Annotated in this window: 13 protein-coding genes; 10 read left to right on the plus strand and 3 right to left on the minus strand. The window is 68.5% G+C overall.

The annotated features are described in order from the left end of the window. Nucleotides 1-129: 129 nt before the first annotated feature. On the plus strand, nt 130-969 hold the full coding sequence (locus HMPREF3115_RS13595) for an AraC family transcriptional regulator (RefSeq protein ID WP_006406885.1): 840 nt from the start codon (nt 130-132) through the stop codon (nt 967-969). Here the strand turns inward: HMPREF3115_RS13595 and HMPREF3115_RS13600 are convergent. Continuing rightward, nucleotides 960-1,223, minus strand: a complete 264-nt coding sequence (locus tag HMPREF3115_RS13600) for a hypothetical protein (RefSeq protein ID WP_006397215.1) — start codon at nt 1,221-1,223, stop codon at nt 960-962. The genes HMPREF3115_RS13595 and HMPREF3115_RS13600 overlap by 10 nt on opposite strands. Nucleotides 1,224-1,385: 162 nt before the next feature. Beyond that, on the minus strand, nt 1,386-3,278 hold the full coding sequence (locus HMPREF3115_RS13605; protein WP_070554746.1) for a bifunctional sugar phosphate isomerase/epimerase/4-hydroxyphenylpyruvate dioxygenase family protein: 1,893 nt from the start codon (nt 3,276-3,278) through the stop codon (nt 1,386-1,388). A gap of 252 nt (nt 3,279-3,530) precedes the next feature. On the opposite strand from HMPREF3115_RS13605, the gene aroQ reads away from it, so the two are divergent. From aroQ to HMPREF3115_RS13620, 3 genes are read left to right on the plus strand one after another with little or no spacing between them, the layout of a single operon-like run. After that, nucleotides 3,531-3,986: a type II 3-dehydroquinate dehydratase gene (aroQ, locus tag HMPREF3115_RS13610; protein WP_006406888.1), complete on the plus strand. Its 456-nt coding sequence runs from the start codon at nt 3,531-3,533 to the stop codon at nt 3,984-3,986. Further along, on the plus strand, nt 3,983-4,852 hold the full coding sequence (locus HMPREF3115_RS13615) for a shikimate dehydrogenase (protein WP_006406889.1): 870 nt from the start codon (nt 3,983-3,985) through the stop codon (nt 4,850-4,852). The genes aroQ and HMPREF3115_RS13615 overlap by 4 nt, the downstream gene beginning before the upstream one ends. Before the next feature lie 33 nt (nt 4,853-4,885). Beyond that, complete coding sequence (locus tag HMPREF3115_RS13620) at nt 4,886-6,220, plus strand: MFS transporter (protein WP_053298194.1); 1,335 nt, start codon at nt 4,886-4,888, stop codon at nt 6,218-6,220. A gap of 69 nt (nt 6,221-6,289) precedes the next feature. On the opposite strand, the gene HMPREF3115_RS13625 is transcribed toward HMPREF3115_RS13620, so the two are convergent. Then, nucleotides 6,290-7,399 (minus strand): 2-aminoethylphosphonate--pyruvate transaminase, encoded by a 1,110-nt coding sequence (locus HMPREF3115_RS13625; RefSeq protein WP_070554748.1) that lies wholly within the window; start codon nt 7,397-7,399, stop codon nt 6,290-6,292. Nucleotides 7,400-7,700: 301 nt separating this feature from the next. On the opposite strand from HMPREF3115_RS13625, the gene phnS reads away from it, so the two are divergent. From phnS to HMPREF3115_RS32420, 6 genes are all read left to right on the plus strand, one after another. Continuing rightward, entirely contained in the window at nt 7,701-8,792 is a 1,092-nt protein-coding gene (phnS, locus tag HMPREF3115_RS13630; protein ID WP_059937137.1) for a 2-aminoethylphosphonate ABC transporter substrate-binding protein, read from the plus strand. A gap of 34 nt (nt 8,793-8,826) precedes the next feature. After that, entirely contained in the window at nt 8,827-9,930 is a 1,104-nt protein-coding gene (gene phnT, locus HMPREF3115_RS13635; RefSeq protein ID WP_070554750.1) for a 2-aminoethylphosphonate ABC transport system ATP-binding subunit PhnT, read from the plus strand. After that, a complete protein-coding gene (gene phnU / locus HMPREF3115_RS13640; protein WP_006406895.1) occupies nt 9,908-10,828 on the plus strand; it encodes a 2-aminoethylphosphonate ABC transporter permease subunit in 921 nt (306 codons plus the stop codon). The genes phnT and phnU overlap by 23 nt, the downstream gene beginning before the upstream one ends. Next, nucleotides 10,818-11,678 carry a 2-aminoethylphosphonate ABC transport system, membrane component PhnV gene (phnV, locus tag HMPREF3115_RS13645; protein WP_070554752.1) on the plus strand — a complete coding sequence of 287 codons (861 nt, stop codon included), beginning with the start codon at nt 10,818-10,820 and terminating at the stop codon, nt 11,676-11,678. The genes phnU and phnV overlap by 11 nt, the downstream gene beginning before the upstream one ends. Next, on the plus strand, nt 11,675-12,985 hold the full coding sequence (phnA, locus tag HMPREF3115_RS13650; RefSeq protein WP_070554754.1) for a phosphonoacetate hydrolase: 1,311 nt from the start codon (nt 11,675-11,677) through the stop codon (nt 12,983-12,985). The genes phnV and phnA overlap by 4 nt, the downstream gene beginning before the upstream one ends. Further along, a partial coding sequence (locus HMPREF3115_RS32420; protein WP_256276198.1) for an aldehyde dehydrogenase family protein occupies nt 12,982-13,397 on the plus strand: 416 nt, incomplete at its 3' end. The genes phnA and HMPREF3115_RS32420, both read left to right, overlap by 4 nt.

Below are 13,397 nucleotides of genomic sequence, written 5' to 3' on the forward strand. Positions count from 1 at the left end.
CCGCGCGCGGCTGCCCGCGCCGACCGTCGCGCGCCACGATGTGCGCACGCGCGCGCCGTCGGCTCGCGATGCATTACGCGCGCACTTCTATAATCGTCGCCATCGCCTACTTGTTTCACGGATGCCGGGATGACGCCCACGCTTGCCGTACCGCCTCACAGCCTGTCCGATACGTTGCGGTATCGGACCGACAACGCCGATCTCGGCGCGATGCTCGCGCACTTTCGCCTGCTCGAGCCGGTGTTCGACGCGCTGCCCGACGTCGCGTTCTTCGTGAAGGACGCCAACGGCCGCTACGCGCTCGTCAATCGCACGCTGGCGCTGCGCTGCGGCTACAAGGACAAGCGCGACCTGCTCGGCAAGACGACCGACGAAGTCTTTCCGCGCCGTTTCGGGCGCAGCTATTTCGAGCAGGACATGGCGACGATCAACGCGGGCCAGCAGTTGACCGATCAGCTCGAGCTGCATCTGTATCCGGGGCGTCAGCCCGGCTGGTGCCTGACCTGCAAGGAGCCGCTGCGCGATGCGTCGGGCAAGGTCGTCGGGCTCGCCGGCATTTCGCGCGACCTGAAGGCGCACGAAGGTTCGCATCCGGCGTACAGCAAGCTCGCGGACGTCGTCCAGCACATCCAGGATCACTACGTGCAGCCGCTGAACCTGAAGCAGCTCGCGCAGATGGCGGGGATGTCGGTCGCGCAGCTCGAGCGCTATTTCCACAAGGTGTTTCACCTGACGCCGCGTCAGGTGCTGTTGAAGACACGTCTCGATGCGGCCACGGCGCTGCTGGTCACCCACGACAAGGTGACCGACGTCGCAGCGTTATGCGGGTATACGGATCACAGCGCGTTTACGCGCCAGTTCAAGGCGACCGTCGGCGTGACGCCGACGGAGTACCGGATGATGCTGCAGGATCGGGCAGGGGAACGGAGCGCGCGCGGCGGCGCGGCAGAGGCGGCGGCTCAGCGGTAGCCGAGCCCCTTGAGGACGGCCGTGCCGTCTTTCGTCAGGCGGAAGCTCGGCGCGGCATCGGCGTCGAGCTTGACCATCTCGACGAGGCCCGCTTCCTGCAGCGCGGGCAATTCCGGTTTCGCGTTCGCGCCGATCGGCGCGTGCAGCAGCACGAGCAGCGTCGCGATTTCGTGATGGCTGAGCAGGCGGCGCAGCATCGTCTTCTTGGCAGGGGGCGCGGCCGGGCGGCCCGCGGGTGCTTCTACGGCGCTCATCGCTGTCCTCCTTTTTTGAGAAATTCTTCAGGGCTGGATGCGGATGGTGCCGGCCGAGACTTAAGCGATTCTTAAAACGGCACCACGCGACGTGCGATCGCGCCAGCATCGCGTTACCGCATGTAACGCCGCCGGGCCCGATGCGCGGTGCGATGCCGCGCGCTACTTGCGCCGCTGCGCCTGCGCGGCGAGCCGCACGGCCGCATTCGCGGCGCCGTAACCGTCGTATCCGCCGCGGCGCTCGACGAGCTCGAACGAAAAGCGGTTGTCGACCAGCTCCGTATACGCGTGCAGGAATTCGCCGCCCCGTTCGTCGCGGTCGTAGAGCAGATGGTGCGTGCTCAGCGTGTCGATCATCTCGTCCGACAATCCGTAGCGCGCCGCGAGATCGTCGTAGTAATTGGCCGGAATGCGCAGGAACGACACGCCACCGGCGGCGAACGCCGCGATCGCCTTCACGATGTCGTCGGTGCGGAACGCGACGTGGTTCAGCCCGGTCCCGTGGTAGCGGTTCAGCGATTCGGCGACGGCCGTGTGCCGGTCGACCGACGCGTTCAGCGCGATCCGCACCGAGCCGTCGGCGCTGCGCACCGCGCGGCTGCGCACGAGCCCGTACGGGTCGGGCACGAGCCAGCTCCGCTCGGCCTCGAACCCGAACGCGGTCTTGAAGAACAGGATCCACGTGTCGAGCGCGTCGGCCGGCAGCGCGAGACAGACATGGTCGATGCCGGTCAGCGGGCCGACCTCGGTCGGGCCGTCGATGTCGGTCAGCACGAAATCGGATTCGTACAGCGTCGGCCCGTTCGGCGCTTCGTCGACGAAATAGTCGAGGCTGCCGTCCGGCGCCTTCACGCTCGGCAACACGCGCTCGTTCGGCCCGACGCGGCCGGAAAACGGCGCATATCCGAAGCCCGCCGCGCGTTCGAACGCGACTTTCGCATCGTCGACGCGGAACGCCGACGCGCAGAGCGACAGCCCGTGCTGCTGGAAGAACGCATCGGCGAACGAGTCGCGCTCGGCGTTCAGCACGATCGACGCGGCGCCGTGCTGAAATAGCGTGACGTCCTTCGAGCGGTGGCGGCCGGCGAGCCGGAAGCGCATCCGGCGCAGCCAGTCGCCGACGGTCGCCGCCGCCTGCGCGTCGACCGCGAATTCGATGAACTGGAATCCGACGTGCGCGGGCGGCGCCGGCGGCGCGAACAGCGGCTGATCGGCCGCGGGCGAGCGGCCGTCGGCGGCGAGCTGCGCACGCGTGAGCTCTTCCAGATACAGCAGCGAGCGATGGCCGTCGGCGGCCGTGATCGCGGTCGGCGCCGCGCGAAAGCCGTCGTTGAAGATCTCGAGCGACAGCGGCCCCGTATAGCCCGATTCGATCACGCGCGCGGTGAAGCGCGCGAGGTCGAAGTCGCCCTGGCCGGGGAACGAGCGGTAATGGCGGCTCCATTCGAGCACGTCCATCGCGAGCTTCGGCGCGTCGGCGATCTGCACGAACGCGATGCGCTCGCCGGGAATGTCGGCGATCGCATCGGGCGAATCGTCGAGCGACAGCGTGTGAAAGCTGTCGAGCGCGAGGCCGAGGTGCGGGCTGTTCACGGCGTTCACGAGCTGCCACGCATGCCCGTAGCGCTTCACGACGCGGCCCCACGCCAGCGCCTCGTATGCGACGACGACGCCCGCTTCGCGCGCGGCTTCCGCGAGCGCGCCGAGCTGGTCGACGAGCAGCGCGTCGTCGGCGATGGTGTCGGGCGACACGTTGCTGCAGACGAGAATGCGGTCGGTGCCGAGCGCATGCATCACGTCGAACTTGCGTCGCACGCGGTCGAGATTGCGCGCGAGCTGCGCGGCGCTCACGCCCTCGAAATCCCGAAACGGCTGGAACAGCACGATGTCGAGGCCGAGATCGGCCGCCATGCGCCGGACGTCGGCCGGCGATCCGTCGAAGTAGACGAGATCGTTCTCGAAGATTTCGACGCCGTCGAAGCCCGCGGCCTGAATGGCGGCGAGCTTTTCGGCGAGCGTGCCGGACAGGGAAACAGTGGCGATCGAGCGCTGCATGGGCGGATCCTGCGGAGAACGGGCGGCGGCGCCCGAACCGACCCTGAATGAACCAGTCGTTGAATTCGCCGCGCGCGCCATATCCCGAGTTTACTGGGGGAGTGTAGCGAATTATACAAACTAACTAGATGGTACAAATAAGCGAAAACCCGAAAAGACAACCGGCATGTGCGGGCGCACACTAGCGTCCATTCTCGATGTCGCGGGGCGGTCGCCGCAACGGTCCGCCCCGATTTTTGGAGCAGAATCCTGATGAGCAAGCACAAGGTCCTGGTGCTGAACGGGCCGAACCTCAATCTGCTGGGCACCCGCGAACCCCATATCTACGGCGCCGAAACGCTGGCCGACGTCGAGCAGCGCTGCCGCGCCGAGGCCGAGTCGCTCGGGCTCGATCTCGAGTTCCGTCAGTCGAACGCCGAACACGAGCTGATCGACTGGCTGCATGCCGCGCGCCACGACACGCACGGCATCGTGATCAACCCGGCCGCCTATACGCATACGTCGGTCGCGCTGGCCGATGCGCTGTCCGCGATCGCGAAGCCCGTGATCGAGGTGCATATTTCGAACGTGCACCGCCGCGAGGCATTCCGTCACCATTCGTACGTGGCGGCGCTCGCCGAAGCCGTGATCTGCGGCTGCGGCACCGACGGCTACATCTTCGCGCTGCAGCGCATGGCGACGCTTCTTGCGCGGGGAGCCGCGCGATGAATCGTCCGTCGTTTCTGATCGGCCTGATCGGCCAGGGCATCGGCGGATCGCTGTCGCCCGCGATGCATGAAGAAGAAGGATTCCGGCAGGGTTTCGGCTACGTGTACCGACGTATCGATCTCGACGCGCTCGGGCTGAGCGTCGACGCGCTGCCCGCGCTGCTCGATGCCGCGCAGCGCATGGGATACGACGGCCTGAACATTACGCATCCGTGCAAGCAGCGCGTGATCGAGCACCTCGACGAACTGTCCGACGATGCGCGTGCGCTCGGCGCGGTCAACACGGTGCTGTTCCGCGACGGCCGCCGGATCGGCCACAACACCGACTGGTCCGGTTTCGCGAAGTCGTTCCGGCGCGGGCTGCCGGGCGCGTCCCTCGAGCGCGTCGTGCAGCTCGGCGCGGGCGGCGCGGGCGCGGCCGTCGCGCATGCGGCGCTGCAGATGGGCGCGGCCGAACTGACGTTGTTCGACGTCGACCCCACGCGTGCCGCGTCGCTCGCCGGCGAACTGCAGCAGCGTTTTCCGGTTGCGCGCGTTACGGCGGGCGGCACGCCGTCCGGCGATGCGCTGGCGGCCGCGATGCGTGCGGCGACCGGCCTGATCCACGCGACGCCGACCGGCATGATCAAGCATCCCGGCCTGCCGCTGCCCGCCGAACTGCTGCACGCCGGCATGTGGGTGGCCGACATCGTGTATTTCCCGCTCGAAACCGAACTGATTCGCGCGGCACGCGCGGCGGGCTGCGCGACGCTGCCCGGCGGCGGCATGGCCGTCTACCAGGCGGTCGATGCGTTCGAACTCTTCACCGGACGCACGCCCGACGCCGAGCGGATGTTCGAGCACTTTCAGTCGCTCGTCGCGCGCTGACCCATCGACATAAAGAGAGACCAGGAGACGACCATGCAGCACCCCACCCGTACGAGCGCCGCGCCGGCGCAGGCCGCCGCCGGCGCGGCCCGGCGCACGTCGGCGCGCTACAAGATCCTCGCGCTGCTCGCGATCGGCACGATGATCAACTATCTCGACCGCACCGTGCTCGGCGTGGCGGCGCCGCAGCTGACGAAGGAACTCGGCATCAACGCGGCAGTGATGGGCATCATGTTCTCGGCGTTCTCGTGGACGTACGTGGTCGCGCAGGTGCCGGGCGGTCTCGTTCTCGACCGGTTCGGCAGCAAGGTCACCTATTACTGGTCGATGACGCTGTGGTCGCTCTGCACGTTCCTGCAGGGCTTCGTGCCGGGCGTCGCGACGCTGCTCGCATGCCGGCTCGGCCTCGGCCTCAGCGAGGCGCCGTGCTTTCCGACCAACAGCCGCGTGGTCGCGACGTGGTTCCCGCAGAACGAGCGCGCGATGGCGACCGGCACTTACACGGTCGGCGAATACATCGGCCTCGCGTTCTTCAGCCCCGTGCTGTTCGCGCTGATGGGCGCGTTCGGCTGGCGTTCGCTGTTCTGGGTCGTCGGTGCGGCCGGCATCCTGTTCGGGCTCGTCTGGTGGAAGTTCTATCACGAGCCGCGCAATCATCCGGGCGCGAACGCCGCGGAGCTCGCCTATATCGAAGCCGGCGGCGGTCTCGTGCACGGCGTGCGCAAGAACGACAAGCCGGCGCAGAAGGCGTTCAGCTGGTCGATGGCCGGCCGGCTGCTCAAGAAGCGCCAGCTCGCGGGCATCTGCCTCGGCCAGTTCGCCGGCAACTCGACGCTCGTGTTCTTCCTGACCTGGTTCCCGACCTATCTTGCGACCGAGCGCCATATGGGCTGGCTGAAGATCGGCTTCTTCGCGGTGATGCCGTTCATCGCCGCATCGGTCGGCGTGATGTTCGGCGGGATCTTCTCCGACTGGCTCCTGCGTCGCGGCAAGTCCGCGAACCTCGCGCGCAAGCTGCCGATCATCGCCGGCCTGCTGCTCGCATCGACGATCATTCTCGCGAACTACGTGCAGAGCAACGAGGCCGTGATCGCCATCATGTCGGTCGCGTTCTTCGCGCAGGGGATGGCCGCGCTCGGCTGGACGCTCGTGTCCGACATCGCGCCGGACGGCCTGCTCGGCGTGACGGGCGGCATCTTCAACCTCGCGGCGAACCTGGCAGGCATCGTCACGCCGCTCGTCGTGGGCTTCATCGTCGCCTCGACCGGCTCGTTCGTCGGCGCGCTCGTGTTCATTGGCGCGATCGCGCTGATCGGCGCGCTGTCGTACATCTTCGTCGTCGGCGACATCAAACGGATCGAACTCTAAGCACCGGCTCCACGCAGCAGTCGTGCATTCGCCCGGCGGCCTCCCAGGCCGCCGGGCTTTTTTATATCTTCACGCCGGTTGCAGCGCGATGCCGAGCGACTCGATCGCATGCGCGATCGCGGCCACGGCGCGGCGGATATCGGCGGCGTCGATCGCACCGATGCAGCCGACGCGGAACGTCTCGACGCGCGTGAGCTTGCCCGGATAGAGGATGAAACCCGCATCGCGTACGGCATCGTAGAACGGGCGGAACGCATACGCGTGATCGGCCGGTGCATGGAACGTGACGATCACGGGCGCCTGAATGCCTGCATCGAGAAACGGCACGAAGCCGAGCGCTCGCATCGATTCGATCAGCGTGCGGCAGTTCTCGCGGTAGCGCGCGCCGCGCGCCGGCTGGCCGCCTTCCGCCCGATACTGATCGAGTGCGGCACGCAGCGCGGCGACCACGTGCGTCGGCGGCGTGAAGCGCCACTGGCCGGTCCTCCGCAGATACGCGTACTGATCGTGCAGATCCAGCGCGAGCGAGCGCGCGTTGCCGGCGCACGCGTCGAGCGTGCCGCGCCGCACGATCGCGAATCCCATGCCGGGCACGCCTTCGAGGCATTTGCCGCTGGCCGAGATCAGGGCGTCGATGCCGCTGCCCGCAAGCGCGATCGGCAGTGCGCCGAACGAACTCATCGCGTCGACGATCAGCCGCTTGCCGTGCCGCCGGCACACGGCGGCGATCGCGTCGAGCGGGTTCAGGATGCCGGCGCTCGTTTCCAGATGCACGAGGGCGACGTGCGTGATGCGCGGCTCGCGCGCGAGCGCCGCGTCGACCGCGGCCGGGTCGACCGCCGCATCCTCGCCGAACGGCAGCGCGATCGCGGCGACGCCCAGTCGTTCCAGGATCGTCACAATGCGCGTGCAGTACGCGCCGTTTTCGGGCACCAGCACGACGCCGTCGCGCGGCACGAGCGTGCCGAGCGCGGCCTCGACCGCGAACGTGCCGCTGCCCTGTATCGGGACGCAGACGTATTCGTCCGCGCCGTGCGCGATCTGGACGAGGTCCGCGCAGACGCTCGCCGTCAGCCGGTTGAACGCGGCATCCCACGAGCCCCAGTCATGTTGCATTGCGTGGCGAGTTGTGGCGGACGTCGTGAGCGGGCCAGGCGTCAGCAGGATCGGATCGGACATGGTTTTCTCCAGCAAGGATCGGACGAAACGCCGGGCGGCATTTCTGAGCGACTTGCAGGATATTGGCAAAATGTGTCATTTTGTGGAAATTGTGGCGCACGTCACGGGTTTGTCATCGAACGCTGTGATCCTTCGGGTGCCGCGCACGAGCGCCGTGCGCGGCGGCGACGCGGGCCGATCGGCCGGCTCGCCCCCGATCGACAACCGCTCGGGCCGGAACCGCCGCATGGCGCGCGGCCGGCGCGCAGAGCAGAGCCGGACGTGCCCCGGCCGTTTGGTGTACCGCCTACGGAGAAGTGAGATGACACTGCAGAATTCCACGCGCGCCGCTGCCGGCGCGTTCCGCAAGCTGGCGCTGGCCGCGTGCGCGGCGGGCCTGCTGCAAGGCGCGGCGCTGCCCGCGCATGCGGCGAGCGCGGTCGTGCTGTATACGGCCGACGGCCTCGAGAACCTGTATCGCGACGTGCTTCCTGCCTTCGAGAAGAAGGAAGGCGTGCGCGTGAACATCGTGACGGCCGGCAGCGGCGAGGTCGTGAACCGCGCGAACATCGAGAAGAATTCGCCGAAGGCCGACGTGATCGTCACGCTGCCGCCGTTCATCCAGCAGGCGGGCCAGATGGGGCTGCTGCAGGCATACCAGAGCGTGAACTACAAGAACGTGCCGGCGATCGCGAAAGCCGAGGACGGCACGTGGGCGACGTTCGTGAACAACTACTTCTCGTTCGCGATCAACCCGGAGGTCGTGAAGAGCCAGCCGAAGACGTTCGCCGATCTGCTGTCGCCGAGCTACGCGGGCAAGGTCGCGTACTCGAACCCCGCGACGGCCGGCGACGGGATGGCGGTGCTGATCCTGACGACGTCGCTGATGGGCGAGGACAAGGCGTTCGACTATCTCGCGAAGCTGTCGCAGAGCGTGAAGTTCCACACGAAGGGCACGGGCTACCTGAACGTGCTGCTGTCGCGCAACGAAATCGCGGTCGCGAACGGCGATCTGCAGATGGATCTCGACGACGCCGAGCACGGCGCGCTGTCGGTCAAGCCGATCTTTCTCGCGGCGAAGGAGGGCGACCAGCCCACGACGTTCCAGCTGCCGTACGGCATCGGTCTGATCAAGGGCGGCCCGAACCAGGACGCCGGCAAGAAGCTGATCGACTATCTGATGTCGACCGACGTGCAATCGAAGGTGCCGGACATGTACGGCATTCCGGGCCGCACCGACGTGCCGCTGACCGGCAAGAACGGCGAGGCGGTGAAAAAGGCGATTGCGGGCGTCAAGCTGATTCCGGTCGACTGGAACCAGGTGATGGCGAAGAAGCCGGTATGGCTCGAGCGCTGGAAGAAGGACGTGATCGGCAGCTCGGGCAAGCCGCTCGACGTCGTGAAGCCGAAGTGAGCGGCGCGCGCTGCCCGTTCCCGTGAGCAAGAGGATGACCCTGGTGGATACCGCCCTGACCCATCCCGGCGCATTCGGCGCCGCCGAGCCGCGCACGACGCTGCGGTCCGGCGCGCCGGGCGGCGTGCAGATCGAGCATCTGAGCGTGCGCTACGGCGCGCGCACGGTGCTCGAGGATCTGTCGCTGTCGATCGGCGCCGGCGAATTTCTGACCGTGCTCGGCAAGAGCGGCTGCGGCAAGACGACGCTGCTGCGCTTCATCGCCGGGTTCGTGAAGGCCGACGGCCTGACCGGCACGTTGACCGTTGCCGGCCGCGATCTGACCGATGCGCCGCCGCACAAGCGCAATCTCGGTCTGCTGTTCCAGAATTACGCGCTGTTTCCGCACCTGTCGGTGTTCGAGAACGTCGCATTCGGGCTGCGCGCGCGCCGGATGGCGTCGCCCGAGGTCACGCGGCGCGTCGCCGACGCGCTGAAGCTCGTGCAGCTCGGCGATGCCGGCCATCATCTGCCGGCGCAGCTGTCGGGCGGGATGCAGCAGCGCGTCGCGCTGGCCCGCGCGCTCGTGATCGAGCCCGACGTGCTGCTGCTCGACGAGCCGCTGTCCGCACTCGATGCGAACCTGCGCGCGTCGGTGCGCAGCGAACTGAAGGCGCTGCACGAGCGGCTGCCGAATCTGACCGTCGTTTGCGTGACGCACGACCGCGACGATGCGCTCGTGCTGTCCGATCGCGCGCTGCTGCTGCGCGACGGACGCATCGCCCAGCTCGGCACGCCGCAACAGCTGTACGACGCGCCGAACGACGGCTACGTCGCGCGCTATCTCGGCCCGGCGAACCTGCTGCCGCCGCACGTGATTTTCCCGCTCGGCGATGCGCGCCACGACGTGCGCGACAAGGTCGCCTGCGTACGGCCCGAGCGCCTGACCGTGATGCCGCTTGCCGCGGGTGGGCTGCACGGCACCGTGGCGTCGGTCGAATGGCAGGGCGCGGACCTGTCGATCGCGGTCGTGCTCGACGCCGCGCCGGACGAACCGGTGCGCGTGACGATGCAACGCGGCCGTGCGGCGGCGCCGACGCGCGGCGCGCGCGTTTCCCTGCATTGCGAGGCAGACGATGTCGTCCTTATCGACCCCTGAAGCCGGCCTGCCGCCGCAAGTGCGCGCGTCGGCCGCCGCGCACGCCGCCGCGGCGAAGCGCCGCAAGCGCATCGCCGATTTCCATTTGCTCGCGCTTGCGATCGTCGTGCTCGGCCCGCTCGTCGTCTATCCGCTGGTGCGGCTCGTGCTGCTGAGCCTGTCCGGCGATCACGGGCTGAGTTTCGCCGCGTACCGGACTTTCTTCGGCAACCCCGACACGCGCCAGGTGCTGCTGACGACGCTCGGCGTGCTGTTCGCGAGCGCCGGCACCGCATCGCTGCTCGGCGTGATGCTGGCCGCGCTGCTGTTTTTCAGGCCGTTCCCCGGCGCGGCACTCGTGACGCGATTCCTGGAGCTCTATGTCGCGTTCCCGTCGTTCCTCGTCGCGTTCACGCTGATCTTCCTGTACGGCTCGCAGGGCTCGGTCAGCATCGCGCTGCAGCAGCTGTTCCATCTCGAGGCGCCGCCGCTCGATTTCCTGTTCGGCATCGGCGGCGTGATCCTCGCGCAGACGGTGTTCTATACGCCGTTCGTGGTACGTCCGACGCTCGCGTCGTTCGCGACGCTCGACCTGCGGCTGATCGAAGCGGCGCGCAGCCTCGGCGCGTCCGGCTGGATGCTCGCGCGCCGCGTCGTGCTGCCGATCGCGTGGCCCGGCATCGCGGCCGGCACCGTGCTGTGCTTCCTGCTGACGCTGAACGAATTCGGGATTCTGCTCGTGCTCGGCAGCGCAAGGCTCGTCACGCTGCCGGTCGCAATCTACAGCAGCGCGACCGTCGATCTCGACCTGCCGACCGCCTCGGCCGGCGCGGTCGCGATGCTTGCGTTGTCGCTTGCGCTCTATGCCGTCTATCGCCGCGTGAACCGTCGTGCGACGGGAGGAAACGATGTCCGCTGAAATCCACGTCGCGCACGCGGTGCCGCGGCGCCGCGCCGACTGGGGCGATGCGCTGCTCAAACATGCGGCGCGCGCCGCGCTCGCGCTCGCTGCATTCGCCTGCTTCTGGCTGTTCGTGCTGCCGGTGATCGTCGTCGCGCTGTCGAGCGTGGCGACCCAGTGGTCCGGCACGATCCTGCCGGCCGGCTACAGCCTGCGCTGGTTCGCGCGGCTCGGATCGCCGGAATACGACGCGCTGCTGACGAGTCTCGAGATCGGCTTCGGCGTAGCGGCGCTCGGCACGCTGCTCGGGCTGTGGCTCGCGCTCGCGCTGGAAGGGCGCGACCGGCGCGGGATCGGCGCGGTCGTCGATGCGCTCGTGATGGTGCCGAACGGCGTACCGAGCGTCGTGCTCGGGCTCGCGGTGCTGATCGCGTATCACCAGAAGCCCGTCGATCTGTCGAGCTCGGCGGCGATCGTCGTGCTGGTGCAGCTCGCGCTGATTCTGCCGTTCTGTTATCGCTGCGCGGCTGCGGCGCTGCGTCCGGAGCTGACGGTGCTGCGCGAAGCCGCCGCCAGTCTCGGCGCACCGCCCGCGATGGTGCTGCGCCGCGTGCTGCTGCCGCAGCTCGTGCCGGCGCTGCGCGCAAGCCTCGCGCTCGGCTTCGCGCTGTCGCTCGGCGAGCTCGGTGCGACGCTGACCGTCTATCCGCCCGGCTTCGCGACCGTGCCGATCGTCGTGATCGGTCAGGTCGAGCGCGGCTATTACCTGCCTGCGTCGGCGCTGTCGCTGCTGATGCTCGGCGCGTCGCTCGCGGCGCTGCTGCTGATCGCCGCGCGCGTACCGCGCGGCACGCGGAGCGCCGCATGAACGCCGCGTTCGCGTTGCGCGCGCCGGGTGCGGCGCCCGCCGGGTGCGGCGCGCCGGCGGATCTCGCCGGTCGGTTCGTCGACGTCAACGGCCGCCGCTACCGCCTGCCGTCCGAGCCGACGGCAGTCGTCTGCATCGACGGCTGCGGGTACGACGATCTGGTGCGCGCGGTGGACGCCGGCGTTGCGCCGTTCATCGGCCGGATGATCGCCGAAGGCAGCGCATGGCGCGCCGACTGCGTCGTGCCGACCTTCACGAACCCGAACAACGTATCGATCGTCTGCGGCGTGCCGCCGTCGGTACACGGGATCTGCGGCAACTATTTCTGGGATCCGGACGCCGACGGCGGGCGCGGCGCCGAGGTCATGATGAACGATCCCGCCTATCTGCGCGCGGGCACGCTGCTCGCGGCCGCATCGGACGCCGGTGCGCGCGTGGCCGTCGTCACCGCGAAGGACAAGCTGCGCCGGCTGCTCGGCTGGCAGCTGAACGGCGTGTGTTTTTCGGCGGAGAAGGCCGCGCAGGCGAATCTCGCGGAAAACGGCATCGCGGACGTGCTCGATTGGGTCGGGCTGCCGTCGCCGGACGTCTATAGCGCCGCACTGTCGGAATTCGTGTTCGCCGCCGGCGTGCGGCTCGCGCAGACGCGCCAGATCGATCTGATGTATCTGTCGACGACCGACTACGTGCAGCACAAGTGCGCGCCCGGCAGTGCCGCTGCGAATGCGTTCTATGCAATGACCGACCGCTATCTCGCGCAACTCGACGCGCTCGGCTGGGCAATCGGCGTCACGGCCGATCACGGGATGAACGCGAAGCACGATCCGGCGACGGGCCGGCCGAACGTCGTTTATCTGCAGGATGCGCTCGACGGCTGGTTCGGCGCGCGTGCCGCACGCGTGATCCTGCCGATCACCGATCCGTATGTCGTGCATCACGGCGCGCTTGGCTCGTTCGCGACCGTCTATCTGGCGCCCGCCATCGATCGCACCGACGCGATGTGGCGTGTCGGCGGCCTGGACGGCGTCGAATGCGTGCTCGACAACGCGGAAGCCGCCGCACGCTTCTCGCTGCCGGCCGACCGGATCGGCGACCTCGTCGTGATCGCGCGCCGCGACACGACGCTCGGCACGCGCGAGCGCGACCACGACCTGTCGGGGCTGACCGTGCCGCTGCGTTCGCACGGCGGTGTGTCGGAGCAGGAAGTGCCGCTGCTGTTCAACCGTCGGATCGTGCGGCGCGACGTCGAGCGCCGTCCGCGAAATTTCGACGTGTTCGATTTCGTGCTGAACCGGGTCGCGCGATGATGGCCCATCCGCGACAGGACCACCCCGCGTTTCGCGCCGAGGCGCTGCGCTGGTGCGGCACGCGCGCGCCGCGTGAGCGCACGTTCGACGTGATGGACCCGTATACCGGCACGCGCGTCGGCACCGCGCCGCTCGCGAGCGTCGACGACGTGCGCGCCGCGTTCGACTATGCCGTCGCTTACCGACCGACGCTCACGCGCTACGAACGCTCGCAGATTCTCGAGCGGGCGGCCGCGCTGCTGCGCGAACGTGCGGAAGAGGCGTCCGATCTGATCACGCTGGAGTCGGGCCTGTCGAAGCAGGACTCGCGCTACGAGATCGGCCGCGTCGCCGACGTGCTGAAGTTCGCGGCGGTCGAGGCGCTGCGCGACGACGCGCAGAGCTTCTCGTGCGATCTGACGCCGCACGGCAA

This window comes from Burkholderia sp. HMSC10F09, from assembly GCF_001806955.1.
Taxonomy (GTDB): Bacteria; Pseudomonadota; Gammaproteobacteria; order Burkholderiales; family Burkholderiaceae; genus Burkholderia; species Burkholderia multivorans.

Excerpts from the sequence above, each read along its gene's own strand:
- phnS (WP_059937137.1), top strand. The coding sequence starts at position 7,701 with ATGACACTGCAGAATTCCACGCGCGCCGCTGCCGGCGCGTTCCGCAAG.
- phnA (WP_070554754.1), top strand. The coding sequence starts at position 11,675 with ATGAACGCCGCGTTCGCGTTGCGCGCGCCGGGTGCGGCGCCCGCCGGG.
- aroQ (WP_006406888.1), top strand. The coding sequence starts at position 3,531 with ATGAGCAAGCACAAGGTCCTGGTGCTGAACGGGCCGAACCTCAATCTG.
- HMPREF3115_RS13620 (WP_053298194.1), top strand. The coding sequence starts at position 4,886 with ATGCAGCACCCCACCCGTACGAGCGCCGCGCCGGCGCAGGCCGCCGCC.
- phnU (WP_006406895.1), top strand. The coding sequence starts at position 9,908 with ATGTCGTCCTTATCGACCCCTGAAGCCGGCCTGCCGCCGCAAGTGCGC.
- HMPREF3115_RS13595 (WP_006406885.1), top strand. The coding sequence starts at position 130 with ATGACGCCCACGCTTGCCGTACCGCCTCACAGCCTGTCCGATACGTTG.
- HMPREF3115_RS13615 (WP_006406889.1), top strand. The coding sequence starts at position 3,983 with ATGAATCGTCCGTCGTTTCTGATCGGCCTGATCGGCCAGGGCATCGGC.
- phnT (WP_070554750.1), top strand. The coding sequence starts at position 8,827 with ATGACCCTGGTGGATACCGCCCTGACCCATCCCGGCGCATTCGGCGCC.
- HMPREF3115_RS13625 (WP_070554748.1), bottom strand. The coding sequence starts at position 7,399 with ATGTCCGATCCGATCCTGCTGACGCCTGGCCCGCTCACGACGTCCGCC.
- phnV (WP_070554752.1), top strand. The coding sequence starts at position 10,818 with ATGTCCGCTGAAATCCACGTCGCGCACGCGGTGCCGCGGCGCCGCGCC.
- HMPREF3115_RS13605 (WP_070554746.1), bottom strand. The coding sequence starts at position 3,278 with ATGCAGCGCTCGATCGCCACTGTTTCCCTGTCCGGCACGCTCGCCGAA.
- HMPREF3115_RS13600 (WP_006397215.1), bottom strand. The coding sequence starts at position 1,223 with ATGAGCGCCGTAGAAGCACCCGCGGGCCGCCCGGCCGCGCCCCCTGCC.